This is a genomic window from Amycolatopsis sp. AA4 (assembly GCF_002796545.1).
GTDB lineage: Bacteria > Actinomycetota > Actinomycetes > Mycobacteriales > Pseudonocardiaceae > Amycolatopsis.
In genome coordinates, this window is sequence record NZ_CP024894.1 from 2,334,483 (window position 1) to 2,360,954 (window position 26,472).

Annotated in this window: 26 protein-coding genes; 14 read left to right on the forward strand and 12 right to left on the reverse strand. The window is 70.2% G+C overall.

Annotation, left to right across the window (positions count from 1 at the left end):
- Positions 1-8: 8 nt before the first annotated feature.
- The 3 genes from CU254_RS11140 (at position 9) to CU254_RS11150 (ending at position 3,013) form a co-directional block, all read left to right on the forward strand.
- Entirely contained in the window at positions 9-1,064 is a 1,056-nt protein-coding gene (locus CU254_RS11140; RefSeq protein ID WP_009075663.1) for a DNA polymerase domain-containing protein, read from the forward strand.
- A 157-nt stretch (positions 1,065-1,221) separates the two neighbouring features.
- Positions 1,222-1,614 carry a DUF6221 family protein gene (locus CU254_RS11145; protein ID WP_037713305.1) on the forward strand — a complete coding sequence of 131 codons (393 nt, stop codon included), beginning with the start codon at positions 1,222-1,224 and terminating at the stop codon, positions 1,612-1,614.
- 403 nt (positions 1,615-2,017) lie between these two features.
- Positions 2,018-3,013, forward strand: a complete 996-nt coding sequence (locus tag CU254_RS11150) for an MsnO8 family LLM class oxidoreductase (protein WP_009075666.1) — start codon at positions 2,018-2,020, stop codon at positions 3,011-3,013.
- On the opposite strand, the gene CU254_RS11155 is transcribed toward CU254_RS11150, so the two are convergent.
- Positions 3,010-3,666, reverse strand: a complete 657-nt coding sequence (locus CU254_RS11155) for a maleylpyruvate isomerase N-terminal domain-containing protein (RefSeq protein ID WP_009075668.1) — start codon at positions 3,664-3,666, stop codon at positions 3,010-3,012. The genes CU254_RS11150 and CU254_RS11155 overlap by 4 nt on opposite strands.
- Positions 3,667-3,706: 40 nt before the next feature.
- Positions 3,707-5,299, reverse strand: coding sequence for a CdaR family transcriptional regulator (locus CU254_RS11160; RefSeq protein ID WP_009075670.1), 1,593 nt, complete (start codon positions 5,297-5,299; stop codon positions 3,707-3,709).
- Positions 5,300-5,416: 117 nt separating this feature from the next.
- Between CU254_RS11160 and pruA the strand changes: the two genes are divergently transcribed.
- Both pruA and CU254_RS11170 read left to right on the forward strand, forming a co-directional pair.
- Positions 5,417-7,045 carry an L-glutamate gamma-semialdehyde dehydrogenase gene (pruA, locus tag CU254_RS11165; protein WP_009075672.1) on the forward strand — a complete coding sequence of 543 codons (1,629 nt, stop codon included), beginning with the start codon at positions 5,417-5,419 and terminating at the stop codon, positions 7,043-7,045.
- 15 nt (positions 7,046-7,060) lie between these two features.
- On the forward strand, positions 7,061-7,990 hold the full coding sequence (locus tag CU254_RS11170) for a proline dehydrogenase family protein (protein WP_009075674.1): 930 nt from the start codon (positions 7,061-7,063) through the stop codon (positions 7,988-7,990).
- A 77-nt stretch (positions 7,991-8,067) separates the two neighbouring features.
- Here CU254_RS11170 and trxA read toward each other — a convergent pair whose 3' ends face one another.
- Positions 8,068-8,439: a thioredoxin gene (trxA, locus tag CU254_RS11175; RefSeq protein ID WP_009075676.1), complete on the reverse strand. Its 372-nt coding sequence runs from the start codon at positions 8,437-8,439 to the stop codon at positions 8,068-8,070.
- Positions 8,440-8,526: 87 nt separating this feature from the next.
- Between trxA and CU254_RS11180 the strand changes: the two genes are divergently transcribed.
- Both CU254_RS11180 and CU254_RS11185 read left to right on the forward strand, forming a co-directional pair.
- On the forward strand, positions 8,527-8,766 hold the full coding sequence (locus tag CU254_RS11180) for a DUF2630 family protein (RefSeq protein ID WP_037713308.1): 240 nt from the start codon (positions 8,527-8,529) through the stop codon (positions 8,764-8,766).
- A gap of 74 nt (positions 8,767-8,840) precedes the next feature.
- Positions 8,841-9,428 (forward strand): TetR/AcrR family transcriptional regulator, encoded by a 588-nt coding sequence (locus CU254_RS11185; RefSeq protein ID WP_009075679.1) that lies wholly within the window; start codon positions 8,841-8,843, stop codon positions 9,426-9,428.
- A 323-nt stretch (positions 9,429-9,751) separates the two neighbouring features.
- Here CU254_RS11185 and CU254_RS11190 read toward each other — a convergent pair whose 3' ends face one another.
- The 7 genes from CU254_RS11190 to CU254_RS11220 all read right to left on the reverse strand — a co-directional run bounded on the left by CU254_RS11190 (position 9,752) and on the right by CU254_RS11220 (position 14,872).
- Positions 9,752-11,320, reverse strand: coding sequence for an alpha/beta hydrolase (locus CU254_RS11190; protein ID WP_078560741.1), 1,569 nt, complete (start codon positions 11,318-11,320; stop codon positions 9,752-9,754).
- A gap of 93 nt (positions 11,321-11,413) precedes the next feature.
- A complete protein-coding gene (locus CU254_RS11195; RefSeq protein WP_009075683.1) occupies positions 11,414-12,487 on the reverse strand; it encodes an ATP-dependent DNA ligase in 1,074 nt (357 codons plus the stop codon).
- A 26-nt stretch (positions 12,488-12,513) separates the two neighbouring features.
- The gene (locus CU254_RS11200) at positions 12,514-13,113 is read right to left on the reverse strand and encodes an alkaline shock response membrane anchor protein AmaP (protein ID WP_009075684.1); all 600 of its coding nucleotides are present in this window, start codon (positions 13,111-13,113) and stop codon (positions 12,514-12,516) included.
- The gene (locus CU254_RS11205) at positions 13,110-13,646 is read right to left on the reverse strand and encodes a DUF6286 domain-containing protein (protein ID WP_037713311.1); all 537 of its coding nucleotides are present in this window, start codon (positions 13,644-13,646) and stop codon (positions 13,110-13,112) included. The genes CU254_RS11200 and CU254_RS11205 overlap by 4 nt, the downstream gene beginning before the upstream one ends.
- On the reverse strand, positions 13,646-14,032 hold the full coding sequence (locus CU254_RS11210; RefSeq protein ID WP_009075689.1) for an Asp23/Gls24 family envelope stress response protein: 387 nt from the start codon (positions 14,030-14,032) through the stop codon (positions 13,646-13,648). Before CU254_RS11210 ends, CU254_RS11205 begins: the two co-directional genes overlap by 1 nt.
- Positions 14,029-14,205 carry a hypothetical protein gene (locus tag CU254_RS11215; RefSeq protein ID WP_009075692.1) on the reverse strand — a complete coding sequence of 59 codons (177 nt, stop codon included), beginning with the start codon at positions 14,203-14,205 and terminating at the stop codon, positions 14,029-14,031. Before CU254_RS11215 ends, CU254_RS11210 begins: the two co-directional genes overlap by 4 nt.
- Before the next feature lie 211 nt (positions 14,206-14,416).
- Positions 14,417-14,872 (reverse strand): Asp23/Gls24 family envelope stress response protein, encoded by a 456-nt coding sequence (locus tag CU254_RS11220; RefSeq protein WP_037713313.1) that lies wholly within the window; start codon positions 14,870-14,872, stop codon positions 14,417-14,419.
- Positions 14,873-16,007: 1,135 nt separating this feature from the next.
- Between CU254_RS11220 and zapE the strand changes: the two genes are divergently transcribed.
- Positions 16,008-17,051 carry a cell division protein ZapE gene (gene zapE / locus CU254_RS11225; protein ID WP_009075695.1) on the forward strand — a complete coding sequence of 348 codons (1,044 nt, stop codon included), beginning with the start codon at positions 16,008-16,010 and terminating at the stop codon, positions 17,049-17,051.
- Here zapE and CU254_RS11230 read toward each other — a convergent pair.
- Positions 16,993-17,574, reverse strand: a complete 582-nt coding sequence (locus CU254_RS11230; protein WP_037713315.1) for a phosphatase PAP2 family protein — start codon at positions 17,572-17,574, stop codon at positions 16,993-16,995. The genes zapE and CU254_RS11230 overlap by 59 nt on opposite strands.
- 76 nt (positions 17,575-17,650) lie before the next feature.
- On the opposite strand from CU254_RS11230, the gene CU254_RS11235 reads away from it, so the two are divergent.
- Together CU254_RS11235 and CU254_RS11240 are read left to right on the forward strand one after the other, a co-directional pair.
- Positions 17,651-18,778: an EstA family serine hydrolase gene (locus tag CU254_RS11235; protein WP_009075699.1), complete on the forward strand. Its 1,128-nt coding sequence runs from the start codon at positions 17,651-17,653 to the stop codon at positions 18,776-18,778.
- A 35-nt stretch (positions 18,779-18,813) separates the two neighbouring features.
- Positions 18,814-19,164, forward strand: a complete 351-nt coding sequence (locus tag CU254_RS11240; RefSeq protein WP_009075700.1) for a hypothetical protein — start codon at positions 18,814-18,816, stop codon at positions 19,162-19,164.
- Between the two features lie 346 nt (positions 19,165-19,510).
- Here the strand turns inward: CU254_RS11240 and rocD are convergent, their stop codons facing one another.
- Positions 19,511-20,749 (reverse strand): ornithine--oxo-acid transaminase, encoded by a 1,239-nt coding sequence (rocD, locus tag CU254_RS11245; protein ID WP_009075701.1) that lies wholly within the window; start codon positions 20,747-20,749, stop codon positions 19,511-19,513.
- Positions 20,750-20,931: 182 nt separating this feature from the next.
- Here rocD and CU254_RS11250 point away from each other — a divergent pair, with 182 nt between their 5' ends.
- From CU254_RS11250 to CU254_RS11260, 4 genes are all read left to right on the forward strand, one after another.
- Positions 20,932-21,786, forward strand: a complete 855-nt coding sequence (locus CU254_RS11250) for a polyphosphate--nucleotide phosphotransferase (protein WP_009075703.1) — start codon at positions 20,932-20,934, stop codon at positions 21,784-21,786.
- Positions 21,787-21,807: 21 nt separating this feature from the next.
- A complete protein-coding gene (locus tag CU254_RS11255) occupies positions 21,808-23,898 on the forward strand; it encodes a S9 family peptidase (protein WP_009075705.1) in 2,091 nt (696 codons plus the stop codon).
- A gap of 360 nt (positions 23,899-24,258) precedes the next feature.
- Positions 24,259-24,459, forward strand: a complete 201-nt coding sequence (locus CU254_RS42950; RefSeq protein ID WP_158688005.1) for a hypothetical protein — start codon at positions 24,259-24,261, stop codon at positions 24,457-24,459.
- Between the two features lie 75 nt (positions 24,460-24,534).
- Complete coding sequence (locus tag CU254_RS11260) at positions 24,535-26,463, forward strand: intein-containing Rv2578c family radical SAM protein (protein WP_199785873.1); 1,929 nt, start codon at positions 24,535-24,537, stop codon at positions 26,461-26,463.
- The last annotated feature ends 9 nt before the right edge of the window (positions 26,464-26,472 follow it).

The following is a 26,472-nucleotide window of genomic DNA, read 5'->3' on the forward strand; positions in this document are numbered from 1 at the left end:
GTGGCCGCATGGCCAAACACGGCGATCCGGTCGAGTACCAGGTGGGGGAGCGCACTGTCCGGGTGTCGAGCCCCGACAAGGTCTATTTCCCCGAACGCGGCATCACGAAGCGGCAGGTGGTCGAGTACTACCTCGCCGTGGCCGATCCGTTGCTGCGGGCGATCGGCGAACGGCCGACCACCTTGAAACGCTACGTCGACGGCGTCACCGGCGACTGGTTCTACGCCAAGCGCGTGCCCAAGGGCGCGCCGGACTGGCTTGAGACCGCGCGGATCGCCTTCCCGTCCGGCCGGACGGCCGACGAGGTCTGCCCGACCGAGCCCGCGGTGTTCGCCTGGGCCGCCAACCTCGGCACCTTCGACTTCCACCCGTGGCCGGTCCGCCGCCCCGACGTGGACCACCCGGACGAACTGCGGATCGACGTCGACCCGCCGGAACGCGCCGGGTTCGCCGACGCGGTCGAGGTCGCCGGCGTCGTCCGCGAGGTGCTCGCCGACGCCGGGCTCACCGGCTATCCGAAGACCTCCGGCGGCCGCGGCGTGCACGTCCTCGTGCGGATCCGCCCGGAATGGGACTTCATCGCGGTGCGGCACGCGGTGATCGCGCTCGGCCGCGAGGTCGAACGGCGGATCCCGGACAAGGCGACGGTCTCCTGGTGGAAGGAGGAACGCGGCGGCCGCGTCTTCCTCGACTACAACCAGGCGGCCCGGGACCGGACGGTCGCCTCCTCGTGGTCGGTCCGCGGCACCCCGCGCGCGACCGTGTCGACCCCGCTGACCTGGGACTTGCTCGCCGACGTCGACCCGGACGACTTCGATGTCCTGACCGTCCCCGGCTTCCTCGCCGAACACGGCGACCTGCACGCGCCGATGGACGAGAAGGCGTTCGGCCTGGAGACCCTGCTGGAGTGGTACGAGCGCGACGACCGGGACCTCGGCGGTGCGGAACTGCCCTACCCGCCCGATTACCCGAAAATGCCCGGCGAACCGAAGCGGGTGCAACCCAGCAAGGCCCGTCCGACCAGGCGTGATCGTCCGATTGCCGGGCGTGATCACTCTGGGTGATCAACATCGCGGCGAATTTCCGGCAAGTTTCCGCAGGTCGCGCTGAGTTTTTCGCGGTCGACTACCCTGGAGCGTGCCGCTGGTTGGTAACGCGCCGAGGTCGAGGTGCGACTATTGCCGGACCGGAGGGGAGCCGGGACCGGAGGAGGGAGACGTCGTGGACGACCTGATCGCGTTCCTCGCCGCGCGCGTCGGACAGCGGCAGGCGCTGATCATGCAGGCGGTGCAGAAGGGCAAGGCCGGCGAGCCGCTGACCCGCGGCGAGGCCAAGGTCGGGCTGGAGGAGCGGGTCCGTTCCCTCGGCGACCTCGAACTCGACGTGGTCAACCAGATGATCAACGAGATCGAGGCGACGCGGCGGATCATGCTCGCGCATCGGACTACGGTGTCGGAGAAGGTGCCCGGGTTTCCGTTGTACGGCAGCGAGTATTGGTGTGAGACGTGCCATGTGCCCGCCGACGAGGCTGGGTCGAATTGGTGTTTGACGTTGCGGTTGCTGGCGTTGCCGTACGCGGATCATCCGGATTACAGCGAGCGGTGGAGGCCGTAGGGGGTCGGCTCGTCGCCTGGCGGCGACATCGCGCCCGGGTGGTGAGGCTGGGCACCCCGATTTTTGATTGTGACTACGGCGCTGGGGTGCTTGTCAAGGCGGGAAAGATGCCTTGACAAGCACCCCAGCGCCGTGTTTTCGGCTGTGTATCGGGGGCGGGGGAGTGTGGGTGCCTCGATGGTTTGGTGCATTGGCTGCGGGTGGGTGGTGGTGGGGCTTGCGCCCCAATGCCACATTGGGTGCGTCAGATGCGCCGAATGCCGCATTGGGTGCATCGCGCTGGCGAGCCGGGGCTCTTGCGGGAGGCTCTGTCCGTGAGGGGAACCCTGAGGGACTCAGAGTCCGTGAAGGTGGCCCTCACGGACGTCGGGGCGGGAATTCGGGCTTCGCGGGCGGCGTTGGCCTGAGCGTGGACGTACCGATTTCCGTGCTGGACCGGTCGCCCGTGCGGCGAGGGCGGGGGACCGCGCAGGCGATCCGGGACACTGTCGCGTTCGCGCGTGACATCGAAGCGCTCGGCTACCACCGGTTCTGGGTTTCCGAACATCACGGCGTGCCTGGCGTCGCGGGGTCGTCGCCTGCGGTGCTCGCGTCGGCCGTCGCGTCCGCGACCTCGCGTATCCGGGTCGGGTCCGGCGGCGTGATGTTGCCCAATCACCGGCCGCTCGTGGTCGCTGAGCAGTTCGGGATTCTGGAGTCCTTGTTCCCGGGGCGGATCGATCTCGGGATCGGGCGGTCGGTCGGCTTCATCGAGCCGGTGCGGCGGGCGCTCGGACAGGGCAAGGACGCGGCCGACGCCTTCGACAGCCAGGTTCGCGAGCTTCTCGCGTTCTTCCGGGGCGAGCACGACGGCGTCCACGCGATCCCGGCCGAAGGGTTGTCGGTGCCGGTGTTTCTGCTCGCGACCGGCGCGGGCGCGGATCTCGCTGCTGGGCTGGGGTTGCCGCTCGTGATCGCTCCGGCGCACGGCCGGCGGGCGATGGTGGAAGCGATTTCCCGCTACCGCGACACGTTCCGGTCCGATGTGGACGATCCCTATGTCGTCGTGTCGACAGCGGTCGCGGTGGCGGACACCGCGGAGGAAGCTCGGCGGCTGCTGGTGCCCGAGGCTTGGTCCACTGTGTACTCGCGCAGTCATGGCGTGTTCCCGCCGCTTTCGCCTGCGGACGAGATTTTGGCGCTGCCGATGACCGACCGGGAGCGTCGCCGGTTGGACGACACTCTGGCTGGGCAAATCAGCGGCACTCCGGACGAGGTCGGCGCACGCCTCGCGGACCTCGTCGCTTCGACTGGGGCGGACGAGCTGCTCATCAGCACCAGCACTTTCGACCCGGCCGCGCGCGTCGAATCGTTTGCCGCGCTTGCCGAATTGACTGCGGCGGAACAGCTGGCGGTCTAACCTAGGAGGAGCGGCAGCTTTTCCGCCAGCGGACCCAGCGCCGTCTTCTCCTCGTCGGTCGCGGCTCGGCGGCCGGTCGCTACCAGGAGCGCGCTCTGGTCGTCGAGCGACGACGGCAGCGGCGAACCCAGCACGGTCTCCACCGTCCGCCGGGTCGCGGCCAGGCATTCCGCGTCTGGACCGTCCACTTCGGACAGATGCCTGACCAGGTCAAGGTGATGCAACGTGGCTTCCACGACGTAGGTCTCGAAATAGTCCGCGACCGTCATTACGTAGTCGCGCGTTTCGACCTTCGCCGCCGGGTCCGCGAGCGCCGCGGCGCGTCCGGCGGCCTGGGCCAGGTCGTCGAAGTGGTGCGCAAGCCAGGCCGTGGAGCCGTAGCTGAGCGCCGCGCGGCGGGTGAACAGGCCCTCGTCGTTCATGCCGGTCGGCAGCTCCGTGCCGAGTTCCCAGTATTGGGCGGCGGTGTGCGTCGGCTCCCCTTCGGCGGGAGTCGCGAGCGTGATCAGGACGTCCTGCGCGTCGATGACCAGGTGGAACACCAGATCCTGCACCAGCCAGCCGGTACAGCCCGACGGGGCCAGCCACTGCCCGCCTTCCAGCGATTTGACGGCGTTCTGAATTCCGTTCCAGGAGCGGAAGAAGAGGTCCACGACGGCACCTTAGCGATCACGAACCCGCGCGGCATCCGGTTTACAGCCGCAGCAACAATTCAGTGAGCAAGCGCTGAGCCGGGTCGGTCAGGTCGATGCCGGACACTTCCGATGCCCGCCGCACGCGGTAGCGCACGGTGTTCGGGTGGATGTTCAGCGAGCGGGCGGCCGTGCGGACGTCGCCGAAAGCGTTCAGATACGCCAGCACCGCGGGGATCAGGATGTTGCCGTGATCGGCGTCGTGGGCGCGCAGGTCGGCGAGCCGCGGATCGCGCAATCGGGGCTGATCTCCCAGGTAGGCCAACACTTCCGACAACAGCACATCGGCTCGCACGTCGGCCAGCGACGCGACGTCGGACGGCCAATGCCCGCGCGTCATCGCCATCAGCACCCGGTCGGCATCGCCGCGCGACAACGCTGCGTCGGACAGGCTCGGCACAATCCCGCCGAGCGCGGCGCGGACCGGTGCGTCGAGGTGTTTCCGTGCCGCACCAACGATTTCCTTCGCCAGTGCCAGCACCGCGGCATCCGAATGTTCCGGCAGATCCGGCAGCAACGCGTAGACCCGTCCGCCGAGCACGCTCACGAGCGCGGTTCGCCGATAGGCCGCGGTGTGCACGGCGATCAGGTGCACCAATTCGGCCCGGCGCAGCAACCGGTCCGACGCGGCGGTCGACTGCTGCCGAGAGAGCGTGAACGCCAAAACCTGTGCTGGACGTGCTGGATCGGCGCCGATGTCGTCCGCGACGGACTCGGCGTCCACGCGTCCTTCCAGCAAACCGGCCAGCAAGTCCTCGCGCAGCCGGAGTTGCGGATCGGGCAGGGTTCGGGCGCGGATCAGTTGCGGGGCAAGCGTCCTGCTCGCGCCGAGCAGCGCCACCTCGGCTTGTTCGGTCAGCGGCTGCGCGCCTTCCTGCACCCAGATCGTGCCGAGCGGCTGCGAGCCAGCGTGGATTCCGGCAGCGATGCGGCGGCGAATTCCCAACTCTGGGCGTTCGTCCACACGCACGATTCCTTCACCGGCCCGCAATCGTTGGTAGACGCCCCATTCGCGGAGGATCGCGAGGTATCGTTCCGGCCCTTCGCGGCCCAGGATCGACAGCCGTCGCAGTTCGTCGACCTCGTCTCCGGCTCGTGAGTACGCCAGCACGCGGCTCGCGGTGTCCTCGATGCTGACCAAGCCGCCGGTGAGCGTCGCGACCGTCTGGGCCAGGGCGAACAGGTCGCCAAGCACCTCGCCGGTTTCCGCTTCGCCGCCTGCCCGGGCCGCGTCGACCACGCCGCGCGCCAGCGCCTCGACCTGCTCCCACCGTGCCTCCGCGCCGACGGTGAGCAGCGCGACGCCAGCGTCCGCCGCGACGTCCGTGCCGCCTTCGCCCTTCACCGCCACCGCGGCCGCTCCTGCGCGCCCGGCCGCCCGGATCGCCGCGGCCGCCGACCGGCCCCGCGCGCCGATCACCAGGACCAGGTCGCCGGGGTGCGTATCGGGCGGGTCCTCGGGGTCGAGGATCACCACGTCCTGCACCGGAACGCCCAGGCCGCGCGGTGCGACGAGCACCCGTACGAGCGGTTCGCCGAGCGTCGCGAGCACGTGCCGCAGCGAGGCGCCGGCGAACGGTTCGGCGGTCGTCATCGCGTAGGCCGATCGGACAAAACCATATGGGCGATTCTAGCCGCTCGAACAAACCCCTGAACGTCTCGCGGCGTTATCTTTCGGGCAACCGACGAGTAAGCCAACGAGGGAGCCGCCGTGGACGCCGTGACCCAGACCCCCGCCCCGAAGAACGAGCCGGTGCTGACGTACGCGCCGGGCAGCGCCGAGCGCGCCGAGCTGGAGGGTGCGCTGAAGAAACTGGGTCAGGCCGGTCCCGTCGACCTGACGGTCACCGTCGGCGGCGAACAGCGCGCCGGCGGCGGCGAGAAGATCGACGTTGTCCAGCCGCACAACCACAGCCACGTTCTCGGCACCATCCAGAGCGCCACGCAGCAGGACGCGACTGACGCGATCGCTGCCGCCGCGAAGGCTGCTCCGGAGTGGCGCGCGCTGTCTTACGACGACCGCGCGGCGATCCTGCTGCGCGCTGCCGACCTGCTGAGCGGCCCGTGGCGCGCGACGTTGAACGCGGCGACCATGCTCGGCCAGTCGAAGACCGCGACGCAGGCTGAGATCGACTCCGCGTGCGAGCTCGCCGACTTCTGGCGCTTCAACGTCGCGTTCGGCCGCAGCATCCTCGACCAGCAGCCGGTCAGCTCGCCGGGCGTGTGGAACCGGATGGAGCACCGTCCGCTCGAGGGCTTCGTGTACGCGATCACGCCCTTCAACTTCACCGCCATCGCCGGCAACCTGCCCACCGCGCCCGCCCTGATGGGCAACACCGTGCTGTGGAAGCCGTCGCCGACGCAGAGCTTCGCCGCGCACCTGACCATGCGGCTGCTCGAAGAGGCCGGCATGCCGCCGGGCGTGATCAACCTGCTGCCGGGCGACGGCAAGGCCGTCTCCGAGGTCGCGCTGACGCACCGCGACCTGGCGGGCATCCACTTCACCGGCTCCACCGCGACCTTCCAGCACCTGTGGGGCACTGTCGGCGCGAACATCGCTGGCTACCGCAGCTACCCGCGTCTCGTCGGCGAGACCGGCGGCAAGGACTTCGTGCTCGCGCACTCGTCGGCCGACATTGACGTGCTTCGCACCGCGCTTGTCCGCGGTGCCTTCGAGTACCAGGGCCAGAAGTGCTCTGCCGCTTCGCGTGCGTACGTGCCGCGCAGCGTCTGGGAGCAGCTGAAGGACGGCCTTGCGTCCGAGACCGCCGCGCTCAGCTACGGCGACGTCACCGACCTGTCGCACTTCGGTGGTGCGGTGATCGACCGTCGTGCCTTCGACAAGCACGCCTCGCTTTTCGAGCGCGTTAAGAACGACAGCGAGGTCGAGATCCTCGTCGGTGGCACCGCGGACGACAGCGTTGGCTACTTCGTACAGCCGACCGTCCTCGTGTCGACGAACCCGAAGCACGAGATCTTCAGCACCGAGTACTTCGGCCCGATCCTGTCGGTGTACGTGTACGAAGACGCTGAGTTCGACTCCGTGCTGCAGCTGGTCGACGAGACCGCTTCGTACGCCCTGACCGGTGCCGTCATCGCGAACGACCGCGCGGCCGTCGCGAAGGCTTCGCAGGCGCTGCGGTTCGCCGCGGGCAACTTCTACGTCAACGACAAGCCGACCGGCGCCGTCGTCGGCCAGCAGCCGTTCGGCGGGGCGCGCGCCTCCGGCACGAACGACAAGGCCGGTTCGGTCTTCAACCTGCTCCGCTGGACGAGCCCCCGCTCGATCAAGGAGACGTTCGTGCCGCCGACCTCCGTGCGCTACCCGCACCAGGGCTGAGAAGGAGACACCGCCATGCTGCGTGCCCCGTTGCTCGCCGCCGCTCGTTCGCAGCGGATGCGTGCGCTGATCGAAGCGGTACCGGTCACCCGGTCCGTAGTGCGCCGGTTCGTGTCCGGCTCGGCTACCGCCGACGCCGTGCGCGCCGCACGGGAACTGGCCGCCGACGGCCGGAAGATCACCATCGACCACCTCGGCGAAGACACCACCGACGCCGCACAGGCCACCGCCACCGTGCAGGCGTACGAGGAGTTGCTGACGGCGCTGTCCGAACAGGGCCTCGCCAAGGGCGCGGACGTCTCGGTGAAGCTGTCCGCGGTCGGGCAGTTCCTGCCGGGCGACGGCGAAGGCGTCGCGCTCGAGAACGCGCGGAAGATCTGCGCGGCGGCCGACGCGGTCGGCGCGACGGTGACGCTCGACATGGAGGACCACACCACCACGGACTCGACGCTCGGCATCCTCCGCGAGCTGCGCGCCGAGTACCCGTGGGTGGGCGCGGTGCTGCAGGCCTACCTGCGCCGCACCGAGCAGGACTGCCGCGAGCTGTCCGGCCCCGGATCGCGCGTGCGGCTGTGCAAGGGCGCTTACGCCGAGCCGGAATCGGTGGCATTCCAGGACAAGGCCGAGGTGGACAAGTCCTACGTGCGCTGCCTGCGCGTGCTGATGGCCGGACAGGGCTACCCGATGGTGGCCTCGCACGACCCGCGGATCATCGCGATCGCGGGCAAGCTCGCGGCGGACGCCGGCCGCACGTCCAGCGACCACGAGTACCAGATGCTGTACGGCATCCGGCCCGAGGAGCAGAAGCGGCTCGCCAGTGAAGGCGAGACGATGCGCGTGTACGTGCCCTGCGGCGACGAGTGGTACGGCTACTTCATGCGACGGCTGGCCGAGCGGCCGGCGAACCTCGCGTTCTTCCTGCGCGGGCTCGTCACCCGGTCCTGAACGACTGCGAAGGCCCGGCACCCTGGTGGGTGCCGGGCCTTCGTGTTTCCCCGGTTGGTGCGCCTGCGGTGGCTGGCTCAGGCCTGCTCGGCTTCTTGCGCGGCGGCGGCCTTGCGCACCTCGTCCATGTCGACCTCGCGGGCCTGGCGGATGAGGTCTTCCAGCGCGGCTTCGGGAAGCGCGCCGGGCTGGGAGTAGATGAGGGTCTTGTCGCGGATCACGGCGAGCGTCGGGATCGAGCGGATGTTGAACGCGGCGGCGAGCTGCTGCTCGGCTTCGGTGTCCACCTTCGTGAAGGTGATGTCGCTGTGCTTTTCCGAGGCCTTCTCGAACACCGGTGCGAACTGGCGGCACGGGCCGCACCAGCTCGCCCAGAAGTCGATCAGCACGAACTCGTTGTCGGTCACGGTCTGGTCGAAGTTGTCCGCGGTCAGTTCCACTGTGCTCATAGGTCGTCCAACGAACGAACGGGGTGGGGAATTCCCCGCGGCGGGGTAGCGTCCTGGTGAGTGTCCGATGCTTCCTTGGAGGTTGATGTGGCTGACGGGATCTTGGGACGGATCGACGAGCTGATCGCGGAGGAGAAAGAACTGCGCGACCGGGCGATCGGGGTCGGGCTGTCCTCGGACGACCGCGAGCGGTTGCGCCGGGCCGAAGAGGAGCTCGACCAGTGCTGGGACCTGCTGCGGCAGCGCCGGGCCCGGGTCGAGTTCGACGACGATCCGGACGAGGCCTCGGTCCGCTCGGTGCGCGAGGTCGAGGGCTACCGGCAGTAGCCGCGCGACGCGAGCAAAGGCTAACTGTTAGCTTTTGGTAATCGGCCAGGTTTTGTGGCTGATAGCATTCGCGGATGACTGAGCCGTCCGGGCGGCGCGAGCGCAAGAAGGCCGCGACCCGCCGGAAGATCGCCGACACCGCGCTCCGGCTGTTTCTCGAGCGCGGGTACGACGAGGTCGGCATCCGGGACATCGCGGCCGAGGCCGACGTCGCCGTGACCACGGTCTTTTCGCATTTCGCCTCGAAGGAGGCGCTGGTCTTCGAGCAGGACTCGAATTTCGAGGAGAGCCTGCGGGGAGCGGTCGAGCGGCGGGCGTCGGAGGAGTCGCTGATCCCGGCGTTGCGGGAGGAGATCCAGGCGCTGGTGCGGCACTGCACCGCGGACAGCGTCGCGCCGGTCTGGCGGATGATCGACGGGTCGCCCGCGCTGCGGGAATACGAGGAATCGATGCGGCTGCGGCACGCGGAGTCGCTGGCCGCGGCGATGGCGGCCGACCCCGGTCTCGGGCGGACGCCGACGGCGTGCCGGGCGATCGCGCGGTTCGTGGTCGACGCGTATTCGGTGGCTCGCGAGGCGGCTGATCCGGAGGCCGCGGTGGACGAGGTCTTCCGGATGATCGAGGCGGCTTGGGCGGCGGCCAGTCCTGCTGTGTCGCGTTAGGACAGTCCTTGCCCGGTCGCGAGTGTGGTTCCGGCTGCGAGTGGCGGAATTCGGTGCGCTGGCGGGGTTTTCGGCACTCCCGGTGAGATCGTCGGTACCGTGTGGGGGAGCGGATTCCGCTGGGTCGAGTGATGCGCTCTCGAACAGGTGTTCGAGATACTGGACGGGTGTTCGAGACGACTTCGGCGGGGCAGCCCCGGTTCCGCCACCTCAGACCTCAGCGGGGATTGCTCGGCCGGCTCAGTCGGCTGGTGCACGGCGGATGGCGGCGCTGCCTCGGCGAGAGGGAACCGTGCGCTGCACCGCGCAGTGGTTGCCAGCCCCTAGGCGGGGCAGAGAGTGCCGTTGTCCGGGATCTTGCCGTCGATCAGGAAGGACTGCGCGGCGGCAGTGACGCAGGAGGACTGGCCGACCGCGCCGTGCGCGACACCCTGCCACGTGATCGTCACAGCGCTGGGCATCTGGTCGGCGGCCCGGGTGGTGCCGACCTGCGGCGTCACCGGGTCGGTCGCGGTGGCGGCCACGAGAATAGGCGGGGCGCCGGGCGCACCGGCGGGAGGCAGCGCCTCGCGGCGGACCGGCCACGCGCCACACCACGCGAGTTCCTGCGCGACGGCTGCGCCGAACTGCGGGTATTTCGCGCGCATTCCCGCCGCGGCGCGGTCCAGCTGATCGGCGGGCAGCCGCGTGGTCGAGTCGTTGCATCGGGTCGCGATGGTGCCGCCGATGCGCGAGGTGCGGCCGCGGACGTCCGCGACGATCGGATTCGCGAAGCCGGCCAGCGCGGTGACGTCGCCGTTCTTGGCGGCGTTCAGCGCGTCGGCGAGGGCAGGCCAGTTCGAACGGTCGGCAAGTCCTTGGTACACCGCGTAAGTCGCCACGCCCGGGCTCATCGTCACGCCGTCGTCAGTGTCCACAGGGGACGTACGGAGCCGGTCGGTCACGGTCTTCAGCGCGACCTTCGCGTCGCCCATCGGGCAGTTGCGGGCGGCGCAGTCCGCGGAGAAGGCGTCGAACGTCGACTGGGCGCCAGCGGCCACCGCGTCGAGCACAGCCGCCCGGTCGGCGCCCGGGTCCGGAACGCCGTCCAGCACCATGCGGCCGACCTGCGCCGGATAACGCACCGCGTACTCCGAAAGCACCTTCGAACCGTCCCCGCGGCCGAGCGCGTTCAGCCGGTCCAGTCCGAGTTGCTTGCGCAGCTGGTCGAGGTCCCCGGCGGTGCGCCAGCTGTCCAGTGCGGTCTGCGCGGTGTCGAGGTCGAGCGCGCACTGCTGACCGGCCCGGCGCGCCGCGTCGAGCACCTCGCCGAGGCCGCCCTGCGCCGGGTCCGCGCCCAGCAGGTCGGAACGCACCTCGAGCGGCACGCACTGCACTCCGCCCGAAAGCCCGGTGCCGCGCCGGTCCACGCCGATCAGCGAGAACTTCTTGAGGAACTCCGGCGGAAGCCGGGTCGCGAGGCGCGCGGCGAACAGCGAGCCCGGCTCGCCGCCGACGTCGTTGACCACCACGAGCGGGATCGGGCCGTCGCCTGCCTTGAGCACGAGGATGCGGGCGAGCAGATGCTGCGAGTCCTCGGGTGCGTCGAGCGGGGAGGTCATGCGCGCACAGCTGACGTGCAGCGAATCGGGCAGCGCGGGAGCGGCCATCCGCTGCCGGGTGTCCGCGTCGCAGTTGGCCCACCGGAGAGAGGACTTCTTGGGCTCGGCCAGCGGCGGCAACGGCACCGCGGCGGTGCTCGGGGGCGGCGCGGTGGTGGCGCGTCCGTCGTTGTCGATCACCGCCGGCCGCACCGAGGGTCCGCTGGTGCACCCGGCCACCAGGAGAGCTCCCAGCGTCGCCGCCACCAGCCGGGCGCGCGTACGGAAACGGCTGGGGGAACGGCGGTGCACGGGCTGGTCCTCACGTCTGCTCGGCGGAACTCTCGGACGAGCTTGGCACGCCTGGTGTGGGAAGCCAGTGAGCGGGTCCTGCGGCGTGTCCGGTCAGCGGGTGCGCACGACCTCGCCCCGGAACACCGCCGACAGGTCGTACCGGGCCGGCTCGTCCAGTTGCGAGTAGCCGCACGACGACGGCTCCCGGTCCGGCCGCCAGCGCGCGAACTGAGCGGTGTGGCGGAAGCGCGACGGATAGCCGCCCTCCGTGTGCTCGTACGAGACCTCCACCACGCGCTCCAGCCGCAGCGGCACCCACGGCTGTTCCTTCGACCGCCAGCGCGTGATGCCGCCCGGGATTCGCTGCCCCTCGCGGACCGCATCGCCCAGCCACGGATGTCCTTCGCCGTCCGTGATCAACGGAGCCAGCTCCTGCGCCAGCTCGCGGCGGCGCGCGGCCGGGAACGAACCGACCACGCCGACGTGGTGCAGCAGCCCGTTCTCGTCGTACAAGCCCAGCAGGAACGAGCCGACCGCCTCGCCCGGTGCGCCGTCCACGTGCCAGCGCAGGCCGGCCAGCACGCAGTCCGCGGTGCGGGAATGCTTGTACTTGAACAAAATCCGCTTCCCCGGCGAATACGGCTCGTCCAGTGGTTTGCCGATCACGCCGTCCAGTCCGGCTCCTTCGAACAGCTCGAACCAGTGCCGCGCGGTCTCCGGATCGGTCGTCGCCGGGGTCAGCGCGATGCCCGGCAGAGACTCGAGCCGTTCGCGCCGCGCCGACGTCGGCTCGTCCACGAACGACTCGTCTCCCAACGCGAGCACGTCGAAAGCCACGAACTGCGCGGGCGACTGCTCGGCGAGCAGCTGGACCCGGCTGTCGGCCGGGTGGATGCGCTCGGTCAGCGCGTCGAAGTCGAGCTTGCTGTCGCGGGCCACCACGAGTTCGCCGTCGAGCACGACCCGCTCCGGCAAGGATTCCCGCAGCGCGGCGAGAACTTCCGGGAAATACCGGTTCAGCGGTTTCTCCGCGCGCGACTGCAGGGTGATCTCGTCGCCGTCGCGGAAAACCAGGCAGCGGAATCCGTCCCACTTCGGCTCGAACAGCAGGCCGCCGGAATCGGGGATGGCTTTCGCCGGCTTCGCCAGCATGGGCTTGATCGGTGCCTGCACAGGGAGGGCCATGCGGGCATTCTGTGCGAAACGCGGGATCAGCGCACGCGTGCCGAGCCGGTCGTGTCGAGTTCGAGCCGCACCGCGGTCGGCAGCTTCTCGACGCCGAGCGAGTCCCTGGCCCGGGTCAGTACGTACGCGTCGAGGTCTTCCCACACCCGGCGGACTTCCGTGCCCTCGGCCAGCCAGAGCGTGATCCGCAACGCCGGTTCGGCCACCGTGCCCACCGACCGGACGCGAGCCCGGGTGACCCCGTCAACGCTTTCCGCGTCCGTTTGCACGGCCCCGGCGAGCGCTCCCGCCGTGACGGTCAGCTCCGCACCGAGCGTCTCGTCGAGCTTCAGGTCCGGACGGCGTTCCGGGCGCAGCGAACGGAAAAACCACCACAGCCCCAACACGAGCAGCAGCACCCCGAGCACCACCGCGCCGATCCTCGCGTACAGCGCGTGGTCGCGCAGCCAGCCGACCGCGATCGGGTCGAGCACCGGCCGGTGCCCGCGGAACTGCCCGAGCCAGCCCATGCCGACCACCAGCGCCCCGGCGCCGGCCAGCACACCGAGCACGCCGACCAAGGAGGTCAGCGTGCGTTCGGCACCGTACGAACGGCCTTGCGCGCGACGCGCCGCGGATGCGCTCATGACCGGTCCTTCGGAGAGTCGACGACTACGGACACCTTCGGACGACGCTGCAGCGGGAGGTCGTCCAGCACTCCCGCGACGGTCTCCAACAACCGCGGCCGCAGCTGTTCCTCGGTTTCCAACCGGCTTGTCGCGCGCACGCGCACCCGGCGGGAGCTGGCCGTCACGGACGCGCCGCGCACGTTGTCCTCCGCGCGCACCGCCAGCCCGATCAACCGCGCGAGCGCTCGGGGCGAGGTGTTCACCGTGATGCCGTCAGCGGGATCGGTCATCCGCACCGCGCGGTCTCCCGCACCGAGTGCCAGCAACAGGAGCACAAGTCCGGCGAGCAAGGCGATCCCGGCGGTGATCCGTACCGGTGTGCTGGTCCAGTCCAGCTCGGCGATCGCGGCCTTCCAGCGCGGCCACGGCACGAGCAGCGGGGCCTTGTCCGGCTGCCACCAGGACCAGCCGACCTCGAGCGCCAGCAACGCGCCGCCGGCCGCGACGGCCAAACCGAGCAGCGTGGACAGAAGACGGACGAGGACGCGCATCATCGCACCCTCGGCGGCACGTCCGGCAACAACGCGGTGACCGTCACTGCCACCGAACGCACGTGATAGGAGGTGATGCGTTCGACCTCTTCGACGACCTTGGCGCGCACCTGGCCGGTCACTTCCCGCACCGGTGCCGGATACCGCAACGCGAGATCGAGGGACAGTTCGACGTCGTTGTCCGAACCGCCGACCTTCGCGGACGCGCCGGACATCCCGGTGCTGACTCCCGCGACGCGGCGCTCGGTGCGCATCGTCCCGGGAACCTGGTCGGCGGCGTGCTGCGCGACCTTGCGCACCACGGCATGGGCGATGGTCAGCGAACCGCGCTCGGCGGGTTCCGGAAGGTCGCTGCGGGACGGCCCTGCCTCGACCGTCCGGGTCACTTGTCTCGGCCCTTCCCGAACAGGTCGCCGAGGTCGAGTTCGCCGTCGAGGACCCGGCCGACCACGAGCCCGATGATGCCGACCGCGAAGGTCACCAGGAAAGCGGTGAACCCTTGCGTGGCGGCCAGGCCGAGAATCAGCCCGGCGAGGATCCCGGTCTGCGTAGCGTTCAACGTGCGCCCTCCTGGGATTGTGCGTGCTGCGCGGGTGAGGTGATGCCTGCTCTGACGTGCTGCGTTATTCGGTTCTGGCCGGTGGTTTCGCCGCCGCTAAGCCCTTCCGCGGCGGGTTCAGCGGCCCGGTCCGGCTAACGGCGGTGCCCCTTCGGCCAGAGCTGGTCCGGTCGAAGCGCTGCTTGCGCCAGAGGCCCCGACCGGTCACCGGTCACTCGACCCGGCTCGACTCGGGCTCGTCCTCTTCGCCGGGCAGGTGGACGTCGTTGACCGCGATGTTGACCTCGATCACCTCCAGCCCGGTGATCTGCTCGACCGCGGTGATGACGTTGCGCCGCACGTCGCGGGCAACTTCCGCGATCCGCGCGCCGTATTCGACGACGACGTCGAGATCGATCGCGGCCTGCTTCTCGCCGACCTCGACCGAGACGCCCGCGGTGGAGGTCGCGCCGGAGCCCGGGATCCGGTCCCGGATGGCCCCGATCGCCCGCGACACCCCGCCGCCGAGCGCGTGCACCCCGGCGACCTCGCGCGTCGAGAGCACCGCGATCTTCTGCACGACCAGCGACGAGATCGTGGTGCGCCCAGCGGTGTCCGTCTGGTCGGCCGCCGCCAACGCGGCAGACGGAACAGCGGCAGGCACATCGGGCCGGTTGGCGCTCGGCATGGTTCCTCGCTCCCTGTATGCGGACATGGCCCGTCCAGTGTCACCGCGAGCAGCCCGCGGCGCCGGAGACGTGCCCGTCCGAACGACCTCCCGACCGGGCGAAAACGCACGCGACATCCCTCGAATGGGTGAGTCGACCGCGCGCTGACACCCTCTGCGGCAGCTCGGCGGCCTCGACCTGCTGACGGCCTCGGCCCCGCGCGACGGCCGTCGGGGGACCGGCGCTGCTGGTCCGCACGCCTATGCTCGGCACCGCCCGTGCCGGGCCAGCGGCGCAGGCCTGGGACAGCGGCACCGGCTGGCCGTCGCTCGCCGCTCGCCGGGTCGGGGCGAAGCTTCGATCGAGTGCCGTCGTGCTGGGCGCTGTCCGTTCGCGCCGGGCCGGTGGCTCACGTCGATCCAGTGCTGTACTCCTGGGTGCCCTCCGTTCGCATCGGGCCGGTGACCCACGTTGATCGAGTGCCGTCGTGCCGGGCGGATTTGCTCGCAACGGACCGGTCGTGCGGCTCGGTCGAGTGCTGTGCTGCCGGAGCGAACTCCTTCGCCACTCGCCCGGCCCGGGCGGCCATGCCCAGCGGGGCTATTCCGTCGCTCGCCCGGGACCGTTCGTGCAACTAGATCCAGCGCTGTGCTGCCGGTGCGAGGTGTTTCGTTGTCCGGGCTGATCGGGCCATGAGGCGCGGCCAGTCGCGCCAGGTCCAGCCGAGCCACTTTCGCTGCTCGTCTGGGACGGCTCGGCCGGATGCTGTGGTGGCGATGCGAGCTGCGTCATCGTTTGTGCCGGTTGGGTCATGGCGCCCGGCCTGTGCCGCCGGGTCCGGCCCTCGCATGGGCGGGCATGGTCGGGTGTCGTGGTGCCGGTGACAGATGCTTCGCTCTCGCCGAGGTCGGAACACGCGGTCCGGTCCAGTGCCGCAGTGTCGCTTCGCGGCGCGGGCCACCGGGTCAGCGCGGCGAGCCAGACCAGGCACCGGTGCGTCTGACCAGCTCCGCAGCCCGGTGACAGTCGCCACACGCGTCCCGGCTGGCTCGCCCCTGCGTAGGCCGAAGTGGGCTCCGACCGGGGGATTTGCCGCTCGCGGCTCGGTTGAGGCGCGCCGGAGGGGCCGGGGTCGTCCGGATAGGCTCTCCGACCATGCCCGCAGCTGCGCTGACCGACCGGTTTCCCGAGCTTGGGGCCGACGAGCTGATCGCGTCCCTCGTGCCGCCGCCGCGGTTTGGCGAGGCTCGGTTTTCCACTTACCTGCCGAACCCGGACGAGCCCAGCCAGGCGGCCGCGGTCGAGGCGTGTTCTGCGTTCGCTTCGCGGATCGGCGCGGCCAAGGCCAAGAAGTCCCGGCTGCGGTCGCTTTTCGGCGGCGGCGCGGCGATTCCGGACGGGCCGATGGGGCTTTACCTCGACGGCGGCTTCGGCGTCGGCAAGACCCACCTGCTCGCCTCGACCTGGCACGAGACTCCGGGGCCCAAGGCGTACGGGACGTTCGTCGAGCTGACGCACCTCGTCGGCGCGCTCGGGTTCGCGAACGCGGTGGCGCGGCTTTCGGAACACCGGCTGCTGGCGATCGACGAGTTCGAGCTCGACGATCCCGGCGACACGACGTTGGTCAGCCGGTTGCTGCAGGAGCTCACCGACGCGGGCGTCTACGTCGCGGCGACTTCCAACACTCTCCCGGACAAGCTCGGCGAGGGGCGGTTCGCGGCGGAGGACTTCCTGCGCGAGATCCAGGCGTTGTCACGGCGGTTCGGCGTCGTGCGCGTCGACGGGCCGGACTACCGGCACCGCGGGCTGCCGGATGCTCCGCCGCCGGTCAGCGACGACGAGATCGACGCCTCCGCGGCCGCGCACGAAGGGTCCACTGTGGACGAATTCGGGGCGTTGACGAAGCATCTCGAGCGGCTGCACCCCTCGCGGTACGGGAAGCTGCTCGACGGGGTGCGGCGGGTGCATCTCAAGCACGTCGCGCCGGTGCCGGACCAGATGGTCGGGCTGCGGCTGGTCGCGCTAGCGGACCGGCTGTACGACCGGGCGATTCCGGTGGTCGTGTCCGGCGTGCCGCTCCCGGAACTGTTCGGCGAGGAGATGCTGAACGGCGGTTACCGCAAGAAGTACCTGCGGGCGATCAGCCGGCTGACGGCTCTCGCGCGCGACGCGGTGACAGCGCCGCCCGCGTCGCGGTGACCACGGCCGGGGCGAAGCAGACGCCGCCGGCGATGTCGGTGAGGTAGTGGTAGCCAAGGCCGATCATGCCGACGGCTGCGCAGCAGACCAGCAGTACGCCGACCGCAACGGCGACAGCCTTGAACCGGACCAGCAGCACCACGACGGTGAGCACGGCTACCAGGCTGACCGTGTGGCCGCTCGGGTAGACGAGCGTGCCGCCTTTCCAGCGGTCGAAAGCCGGTTTCAGCGCCCAGCTGTTCAGTGCGATGGCGACGAACGGGCCTGCCACCGCTAGCAGCGCGTCGAGGCGATTGCGTCGGTAGAGGCAGATTCCGGCGATGACGACGACGGCCGGGATCAGCACGTACGGCTCGGTCGGCAGCACCAGCGTGTTGAGCAATCCCGGGCGAAGCGTCGAGGCAGACCTCTCGGCCCATTGGTCCACTGTGCCCGGTGCGTAGGGCGCGACGAGCAGTCCCAACACAAGCGTGGCGAGCGCGCAGAGCGCGGCGAAGAGGGCGAGAGCCCGCCTGGCGGTCACGGAGCGAAGCCTAGTCACATTCATGGCGCGGCGCGGGTCCTCCTTTCGACACTGACGATCGGAGGGACAGGAACCAATGGGGGACATCCACGGGACCGTCGCGGACGGGTTCGAGACAGTCCGCGACGAGTTCGCCACGGCGGCCGCGACGAATGCGGGCGTGCAGCTGGCGGTTCGCGTACAGGGGCGGCTGGTGGTCGATCTCTGGGCGGGTGACGTCACGGGCGAGACGTTGACCGGCGTCTACTCGTCGACCAAGGGGGCGACCACGCTGGTGGTGGCGTTGCTCGTGCAGGACGGCGTGCTGGACCTGGACGAGCCGGTCGCGCGCCACTGGCCGGAGTTCGCCGCCGCGGGCAAGAGCGGGATCACGGTCCGGGACGTGCTGTGCCACCGTTCCGGCGTGATCGGGGCGGACGGCGGGCTGTCCGCTGAGGAACTTGCGGACGACCGGGTGATCGCGCGACGGCTGGCTGCGCAGCGGCCGTTCTGGCGGCCGGGATCTGCGTACGGGTACAGCGGATTCGCCGGGTTCTCGGTCGTCGCCGAGGTGGTGCGGCGGGTCACCGGGCAGTCCGTGCAGGAGCATTACGAGACGCGGATCCGGGAACCGTACGGCCTGGACCTGTACCTCGGGCTGCCCGAGCAGGAGGAACACCGGTACCGCGAGGTGCTGGCGGGGGAGGCGAGCGCGGCGGAACTCGCGGCGTTCCAGGCGTACGTGCCGAGTCCGCACAGCCTGGGCGGCATCGGCTACGGGCTCGATTCGACGCCCCCGCTCGACCAGGTGGCGTTCGTCAACACCCGCCGGGTGCGGGCGCTCGGGCAGGTTTCCGCTGGCGGCGTCGGCAGCGCGCGGGGGCTGGCTGGGCTGTACGCGGCCGCGGCGTCCGGTTTGGACGGACGGCCGCCGCTGCTCGAACCGGAAACGCTCGGCGAGTTCGCGATGCTCCATTCCACCGGCCGCGACCTCGTGACCGGCGACGCGGGCCAGTACGCGCTCGGGTTTCAGGCGAAGGGGTTGCGGTATCCGTTCCTCAGCGCGAATGCGTTCGGGCACAACGGATCCGCCGGTTCCGAGTCCTTCGTGGACCCGCGCAGCGGCATCGCGTTCGGGTACACGCGGCGGCAGTTCTCCGCGACGTGGTCCTATCCGGAACACGACCGGCTGGCCGCGGCGGTCCACGTGGCGGCCAGCCGGTGAAAGCCCGGTAACCGCCGTGATGCGATGCTTGTCCCATGTCGCTGTTCTCGCGCCGTCCGGCCGAAACCCCGTCCGGCCCGTTCCGCTTCCGGATCGCCGGGATCTACCAGATCCCGACGCGCGGAATCGTGGTCACCGGCACGGTCGTCGACGGCACCGTCCAGGTCGGCGCGAACGCTGTGGTGCAACTGCCCGGCGGCGGCCGCCAGGTCGTGGTGAAGAGGATCGAAACGGCGGGTCGCAAGCGGCAGTCCGCGGAAGCCGGTGCCGAGGCCGGGCTTTACCTGTCCGGCCTCAGCACCGCCGACATTCCGACCGTCCCGCGAGGCGACAGCCGGCAGCAGGACAACGACGCGCTGAGCGGCGTCGAAGTGACGTCGGCCTGAGAGCTCCGGCACGGGGAGTGCAGTAGACACCGTTGTGCTCAAGGCACAGGACCGCGGAGGTCACTGGCGATCCGGTTCCTGCGGCTGGTGTACGCAGTCGTATCCCGGCGTGGACGGAGCGGCCGTGGCTAGCCGGGCTCGTCGGCGAAGAACACACGCCGGAACCTGAAGCGCGGCAAGGGAATGCCCTCGGACGGCTGGCGACGACAGTCGTGCGCACATCGAAGCGCCGTTCACGTCGAGGTGCCCAGCCCTCGCCGAGCCACTTCGGACCGGACGGGCCGACGGTCGCGGTGATGCCCACCCGGCGCCCGCCGCCCGGAAACGGCGGTCGCCGGGCAGGAGGTCAGCCGCGCACGACCTGGGCGATCGCGTCGATGCCGCGGTCCAGTTCGGCTTCGGTGATCACCAGCGGCGGCGCGACGCGCAACGTGCGGTCGTGCGTTTCCTTGCACAGCACGCCCAACTCGGCCAGCGCCTCGGAAGCCGCCCGCCCGGTCGGACCGCCGGGCGCGATGTCGACGCCCGCCCACAGACCGCGTCCGCGCACCTCCGAAACGCCGTCGCCGACCAGCTTCGCCAAGCGCTCGTGCAGGTGCGCGCCGAGTTCGGTGGACCGCTTCTGGTATTCGCCGGTCTGCAGCAGCCGCACCACGGCCCGGCCGACCGCGCACGCCAGTGGGTTGCCGCCGAAGGTCGAGCCGTGTTGGCCCGGCTTCAGCACGCCCAGCACGTCGCGGCTGCCGACCACCGCCGACACCGGGACGATGCCGCCGCCGAGAGCCTTGCCCAGCGTGTACAGGTCCGCGCGGACGCCTTCGTGCTCCAGGGCCAGCACAGTGCCGGTGCGCGCGAGACCGGACTGGATCTCGTCGGCGATCATCAGCACGTTGTTCTCGTCGCACAGTCGCCGTACGGCGGCGAAGAACCCTTCAGGGGGTACGACGACGCCTGCCTCTCCCTGGATCGGCTCCATCAGCACGGCCGCCGTACGCGGCGTGATGGCCGCCTTCAACGCTTCCGCGTCGCCGTACGGCACCTGGACGAAGCCCGGCGTGAAGGGACCGTAGTCGGCGCGCGCGGTTTCGTCGTCGGAGAACGAGACGATGGTGGTGGTGCGGCCGTGGAAGTTCGACGCCGCGACCACGATCTCCGCGGTACCCGCCGGAACGCCCTTGACCTGGTACGCCCACTTGCGCGCGACCTTCACCGCGGACTCCACGGCCTCGGCCCCGGAGTTCATCGGAAGCACCATTTCGGTGCCGGTCAGCTCGGCCAGTTCGCGGCAGAACAGGCCCAGCTGGTCGTGGTGGAACGCGCGGGAGGTGAGCGTGACGCGGCCCAGCTGCTCGGTGGCGGCGGCGATCAGCTCGGGGTTGCGGTGGCCGAAGTTGAGCGCGGAGTAGCCGGCCAGGAAGTCCAGATAGGACTTGCCGGCCACGTCGGTCACCGAAGCGCCCTCGGCTTCGGCGATCACGACCGGCAGCGGATGGTAGTTGTGCGTGCTCCATCGCTCGTCGAGCGCGATGAAGCCGTCGGTGGAGGTGGGACGCGCGGTGCCGGCAGGCTGGACGGACGCTGTCATGCGTTCAGGCTAGAGGCCGTTCGCGGGGAGTTCAGCCGGGAAACGTTGCTTTCCCTCGTCGTTCGTTGCGCAATCGAGGGGGTGGACCAGCGATTCGCTGCGTCGCACGCTCGACCGAGGAGACCCGCCGGACGCACGAGAGATCCCCGGCGATCGGCGGCCGGTCCGGTTATCGTCCCGGGATGGCGAAGAAGCAGCAGAACGGAAACCGGGTCCGCGACGCGCTCCGGGCGCGCGACGAGCTGCCGGACCCGGCTTCGTCGCCGGTGGGGCCGGAAAAGAAGGCGAAGGGCGGCAAGAAGCTCGAGTCCGCCGGGGAGCAGCTCGCCGGGTTGCAGGAAGCGCTGTACGCGGAGGGCATCGGCGGCGGCCACCGCAGCGTGCTGTTGGTGTTGCAGGGCATGGACACCTCCGGCAAAGGCGGCACCGTCGGGCACGTGCTCGGGCTCGTGAACCCGATGGGCGTGCAGTACGCCGGGTTCAAGAAGCCGACGGCCGCCGAACTCAGGCACGACTTCCTGTGGCGCATCCGCAAGAAGCTCCCGTCGCCGGGCCACCTCGGGGTGTTCGACCGCTCGCATTACGAGGACGTGCTCGTGCCGCGCGTGCTCGGCCAGCTGTCCGCGACGGAGCGGCGGCAGCGCTACGCGCAGATCAACGCGTTCGAAAAGGAGCTGACCGACAACGGCACCGCCGTGGTGAAGGTGTTCCTGCACATCTCGCCGGAGGAACAGCTCCGCCGGCTCACCGCGCGGCTGGACCGGCCGGAGAAGCGCTGGAAGTTCGACCCGTCGGACATCGACGCGCGCCGGCAGTGGCCCGCGTATCAGAAGGCTTACGCCGACGTGCTGAAGCGCACGTCGACCGAGCACGCTCCGTGGTACGTGGTGCCCGCCGACCGCAAGTGGTACCGGAACTGGGCGGTCGCCGAGCTGCTGGTCGAGACGCTGACCGAGATGGACCCGCAGTTCCCGGAGCCGACCTACGACGTCGACGAACAACGGGCCGCGCTGCACGGTGTTGGCGCGCCCGCCTGATCATCTGAAAGAGTGCTGGTCGTGACCGATTTCGCACTCGACGACGTTCCGTTCCTCCGCCAGCAGGCCCGCACCCAGCGGTTCACTCTCGGCGCGCCCAAGCAGTTCCGGGTCGCCCCGGACGGTTCGCGGGTGCTGTTCCTGCGCAGCGCCACCGGCACCGATCCGCGGCACAGCCTGTGGTCGTTCGACCTCGCGACCGGTGAGGAGACGAAGCTGATCGACGCCGCCGAACTGGTGTCCGGCGACGAGGACCTGCCGCCGGAGGAGCGGGCGCGCCGCGAACGGGCTCGCGAGACCGGCGGCGGCGTGGTGGCCTTCGGAGTCGACGACGCGTTCACCGTCGTCACGTTCACGCTGTCGGGCAAGCTGTACACGCTCGACCTCGCGAGCGGCGAGACGCGCGTCCTGGTCGACGGGTCCGTCATCGATCCGCGGCCGAACCCGACCGGCACGCACGTCGCGTACGTACGCGAGCGTCGCCTGCACATGATCGAGCTGGCGACCGGCGAGGACCGCGTGCTCGTCGGCGAGGACGACGAGCACGTCACCTGGGGTCTCGCGGAGTTCATCGCGGGCGAGGAGATGGACCGCACGCGCGGCTACTGGTGGGCGCCGGACGGCCGCAGCGTGCTCGTGGAGCGCGCGGACCGCGGTCCGGTGCCGCGCTGGACGATCGGCGACCCGGCGAACCCGCAGCAGCCGGCGAACGTCGTGGCGTACCCGTCGGCGGGCTCGCCGAACGCGGAGGTGTCGCTGGCCGTGCTGGGCCTCGACGGCAGCCGCGTCGATGTCGAAAAGGGCGACTGGGAGTACCTGGTCACCGTGCACTGGTCGGCAGGCGGACAGCCGCTGCTGGCCGTGCAGCCGCGCGATCAGAAGCGGCTCACCGTGCTGGCGCTGGACCCCTCGGACGGTTCGGTCGCCGAGGTGCACACCGAGACCGACGAGCACTGGGTCGAGATCTACCAGGGCGTGCCCGCGTGGACCGCGGACGGCAAGCTGGTGGTCGAAAGCGCGGCAGACGGCGATCACCGGCTCCTCGTGGACGGCAAAGCGGTGACGCCGCCGGGCATGCAGCTGCGGATGGTGCTGCACGTCGGCGACGAGATCCTGTTCACCGCCTCGGAAGACGACCCGACGCAGATCCACCTGTACCGCACCGAAGGCGGCGCGGTCCGCCGACTGTCCACAACGGACGGCGTGCACGTCGGTGCGGGCAGCGCGGCTCTTGCGGTGCTTTCCTCGTGGAGCCTCGACCACAGCGGTCCGAAGGTGACCGTGCTGCGGGACGGCGTCGAGGCGGGTTCGATCGAATCGTCCACTGTGGACCCGGAGGTCGTGCCGAACCTGACCTGGTTGACCCTCGGCGAACGCCGGCTGCGTGCGGCTTTGGTGCTGCCGCGCGGATACGAGCCCGCCGAGAGCAAGCTGCCCGTGCTGCTCGACCCGTACGGAGGTCCGCACGCGCAGCGGGTTCTCCAGAGCCGCAACGCTTTCCTCACCCCGCAATGGCTCGCCGACCAGGGTTTCGCCGTGCTGGTCGTGGACGGTCGCGGGTCGCCCGGCCGCGGCCCGGCGTGGGAGAAGGAGATCGCGGGCAAGCTCGCCGACGTCACGCTCGCCGACCAGGTCGACGCCCTCCACGCGGCCGCCGAGGCGTACCCCGAGCTGGACCTCGAACGGGTCGCGATCCGCGGCTGGTCCTACGGCGGCTACCTGTCCGCGCTCGCCGTGCTGCGGCGGCCGGACGTGTTCCACGCGGCGGTCGCGGGAGCGCCGGTCACCGACTGGTCGCTGTACGACACCCACTACACCGAGCGCTACCTCGGCAAGCCGGACGAAGAACCGGAAAGCTACGAGCACAACTCGCTCATCGCGAGCGCCGGTTCGCTCGAACGGGCGCTGCTGATCGTGCACGGCCTGGCCGACGACAACGTCTTCCCGGCACACGCGCTGCGGCTTTCCTCGGCGCTGCTGGCGAAGGGCCGCGCGCACGGCTTCCTGCCGCTCGCGGGCGCGACACACATGACGCCGCAGGCCGAGGAGGTAGCGGAGAACCTCATGCGCACCCAAGTCGAGTGGATCCACCGCGAACTGAGCTGTATTTGATTGCGCCGGCTCCGCCGTCGCGGCGGGATCGCCTTTAAGTCGGCGTGTCGAGGAGCAGCGCACCCGGCCCGGGGCCGTGCACGCTGCTCCTCGACACGCCGACGCGATCCCGCGTTTCGGTCCGGTCTGATGCACCCTCGACTTAGCCAGCGCCACGGTGCGGTTCCTGTGTTCCATGCTGTCGACTGACGTGTTCGAGCAGGTGCGCGGGTCGCGCTGACCCTGTTCCGGAACGGCCGGTGCTCCCTCTGCGGAGCACCGGCCGTTTTTGTGTGCCGCCCCGCTCGCGGCCTGCCGGTGGGTATCCGTAAGGTTGCGCAGGGTAAAAGTAAGGCAAGCTTCCCTAAGAAAGGCGGTTCCATGGCGGATGCGCCCTCAGCGCGGGTGATCTCCTCATCCGGCGGCGTGGCTTCGGCGGAGTGGCTGGCCGGCGGCTGCGGCGGGACGGTGGATTACCTGGTGGACGCGGTCTTCAACTACCCGACGCTGTCCGAGGCGTACAAGGTGGCCGCCCTCGACGCGACGAACAAGATCCGCGCGCTGGAGCGCTTCGCGGGCTGAGTGCCGCCTCGCTCGTTCGAGGGGTGTTCGAACATATGTTTGACAGTGCTTTAGAACATGTGTTCGACTGTAGGGGTGCGTTGGGAACAGTTGCGAGCGGGGAAGGAGGAGCCGGCACTCCCCGGTCTCGGTGCCTTCGGCGATGTGGTGCGCTCGGTGCGCGCGCCGGAGTTCGGCGGCGTCACCTTTCACGAGGTGCGCGCCCGGTCCGTGCTGAACCGGGTGCCCGAATCGTCCGCGGTGCCGTTCCGGTGGTCGGTCAATCCGTATCGCGGGTGTTCGCACGCGTGCACGTACTGCCTCGAAGGCGACACGCCGGTGCTGATGGCTGACGGCCGCGCGAAGCCGATCGCCGAGCTGCGGGTGGGCGACCGGATCATGGGCACGCGCGGACACGGCGTCGCGCGCAGGCTCGTGCCCACCGAGGTGCTCGCGCACTGGACCACGGTGCGCCCGGCGTACCGCGTCACACTCGATGACGGCACGCGGCTCGTCGCCGGGCCGGACCACCGGTTCCTCAGCTCGCGCGGGTGGAAATACGTCACCGGCAGCAAACTCGGCACCGCGCAACGGCCGCACCTGGAACCCGGCACCGAACTGGTCGGCGGCGGCCGCTTCGCCCGCACGCCGGACGACACGCTCGGCTACCGCGCCGGATACCTGTGCGGAATGCTGCGCTCCGGCGGTTTCGCCGCGGAAGCGGACGCCGCCACGCGAGCCCTGACGTACCTGCCCGACTTCGGCTCGTCGGTCGGCTTCATGCGCATCCCGCGCGAACCGGACGCCCAATGGGCGCGCGGTTTCCTGGCCGGGCTCTTCGATCTCGCGGGCGGCTACCGGCGCGGCACGCTCTCCATCGCGCACGACGAGAACGAAGTCGTGGACACGATGTTCGCCGCACTGGACCGGTTCTCGTTCAGCTACGACACCGTCGGCCACCGCCAGCACCCCGGCCGCAGACAAGCCCGGCTCACCGGCGGCACCGGCGAGGTGCTGCGGTTCCTGCACCTGGTCGACCCGGCCGTCGAATGGAAACGCTCCCTGGACGGCACCGTCATCGGCGGCGTCCGGCGCACCGTCACCAGCGTCGCGCCGATGGGGCTGGAGCTGCCGCTGTTCGACATCACCACCGGCACCGGCGATTTCATCGCCGACGGGATGGTGTCGCACAACTGCTTCGCCCGGAACACCCACACGTACCTGGATTTCGACGCCGGCCGGGATTTCGACACCCAGGTCGTGGTCAAGGTCAACGCCCCGGAAGTGCTTGCCGCGCAACTGAAACGACCGAGCTGGCAACGAGAACCGGTCGCGATGGGCACGAACACCGACCCGTACCAGCGCGTCGAAGGCCGTTACCGCTTGATGCCCGGGATCATCCGCGCGCTGGCGGACTCGGGCACCCCGCTGTCGATCCTCACCAAAGGCACCATGCTGAGCCGGGACCTGCCCCTGCTGGAATCGGTGGGCAAGGACGTCCCGGTGCACCTCGCAGTGTCACTGGCCCTCTTGGACGGCGACCTGCAACGCCGCCTGGAACCCGGCACCCCGACGCCCCGCGCCCGCCTGGACCTGATCCGCAAAGCCGCCGCGGCGGGCCTGCCGTGCTCGGTGATGGTCGCGCCAGTGCTGCCGTACCTGACAGATTCGCCCGAAGCCCTGGACCCGCTTTTCGCCCAACTCGCCGAAGCTGGTGCGACCAGGGTGACCGTCCTGCCCTTGCACCTGCGCCCCGGCGCGCGGGAATGGTTCGCCGCGTGGCTGAAACGGGAGTACCCCGAACTGGCCCCGCGATACCGCCGCCTGTACGCCCAAGGAAGCTACGCCGCCCGCGGCTACCGAGAACGGTTGGCAACGGTGGTAGCCCCACTCCTGCGACGGCACGGTCTGGACCCGCGCGCGCCGAGGGCGCATGCGGAAACCCGGACGGACCCGGACCCGCCGGGGGAGACGGAGGTGCCGGAACAACGAGCGGGGGAGGCGGAACAACTGCGCTTGCTGTGACCCGCGGGC

Coding starts and splice junctions, on each gene's coding strand:
- CU254_RS42950 (WP_158688005.1), top strand. CDS start 24,259: ATGGCGGATGCGCCCTCAGCGCGGGTGATCTCCTCATCCGGCGGCGTG.
- CU254_RS11170 (WP_009075674.1), top strand. CDS start 7,061: ATGCTGCGTGCCCCGTTGCTCGCCGCCGCTCGTTCGCAGCGGATGCGT.
- CU254_RS11195 (WP_009075683.1), bottom strand. CDS start 12,487: ATGGCCCTCCCTGTGCAGGCACCGATCAAGCCCATGCTGGCGAAGCCG.
- trxA (WP_009075676.1), bottom strand. CDS start 8,439: ATGAGCACAGTGGAACTGACCGCGGACAACTTCGACCAGACCGTGACC.
- CU254_RS11250 (WP_009075703.1), top strand. CDS start 20,932: ATGGCGAAGAAGCAGCAGAACGGAAACCGGGTCCGCGACGCGCTCCGG.
- CU254_RS11205 (WP_037713311.1), bottom strand. CDS start 13,646: ATGCGCGTCCTCGTCCGTCTTCTGTCCACGCTGCTCGGTTTGGCCGTC.
- CU254_RS11240 (WP_009075700.1), top strand. CDS start 18,814: ATGTCGCTGTTCTCGCGCCGTCCGGCCGAAACCCCGTCCGGCCCGTTC.
- CU254_RS11160 (WP_009075670.1), bottom strand. CDS start 5,299: ATGACGACCGCCGAACCGTTCGCCGGCGCCTCGCTGCGGCACGTGCTC.
- CU254_RS11220 (WP_037713313.1), bottom strand. CDS start 14,872: ATGCCGAGCGCCAACCGGCCCGATGTGCCTGCCGCTGTTCCGTCTGCC.
- CU254_RS11235 (WP_009075699.1), top strand. CDS start 17,651: ATGGGGGACATCCACGGGACCGTCGCGGACGGGTTCGAGACAGTCCGC.
- CU254_RS11200 (WP_009075684.1), bottom strand. CDS start 13,113: ATGAGCGCATCCGCGGCGCGTCGCGCGCAAGGCCGTTCGTACGGTGCC.
- CU254_RS11140 (WP_009075663.1), top strand. CDS start 9: ATGGCCAAACACGGCGATCCGGTCGAGTACCAGGTGGGGGAGCGCACT.
- rocD (WP_009075701.1), bottom strand. CDS start 20,749: ATGACAGCGTCCGTCCAGCCTGCCGGCACCGCGCGTCCCACCTCCACC.
- CU254_RS11185 (WP_009075679.1), top strand. CDS start 8,841: ATGACTGAGCCGTCCGGGCGGCGCGAGCGCAAGAAGGCCGCGACCCGC.
- zapE (WP_009075695.1), top strand. CDS start 16,008: ATGCCCGCAGCTGCGCTGACCGACCGGTTTCCCGAGCTTGGGGCCGAC.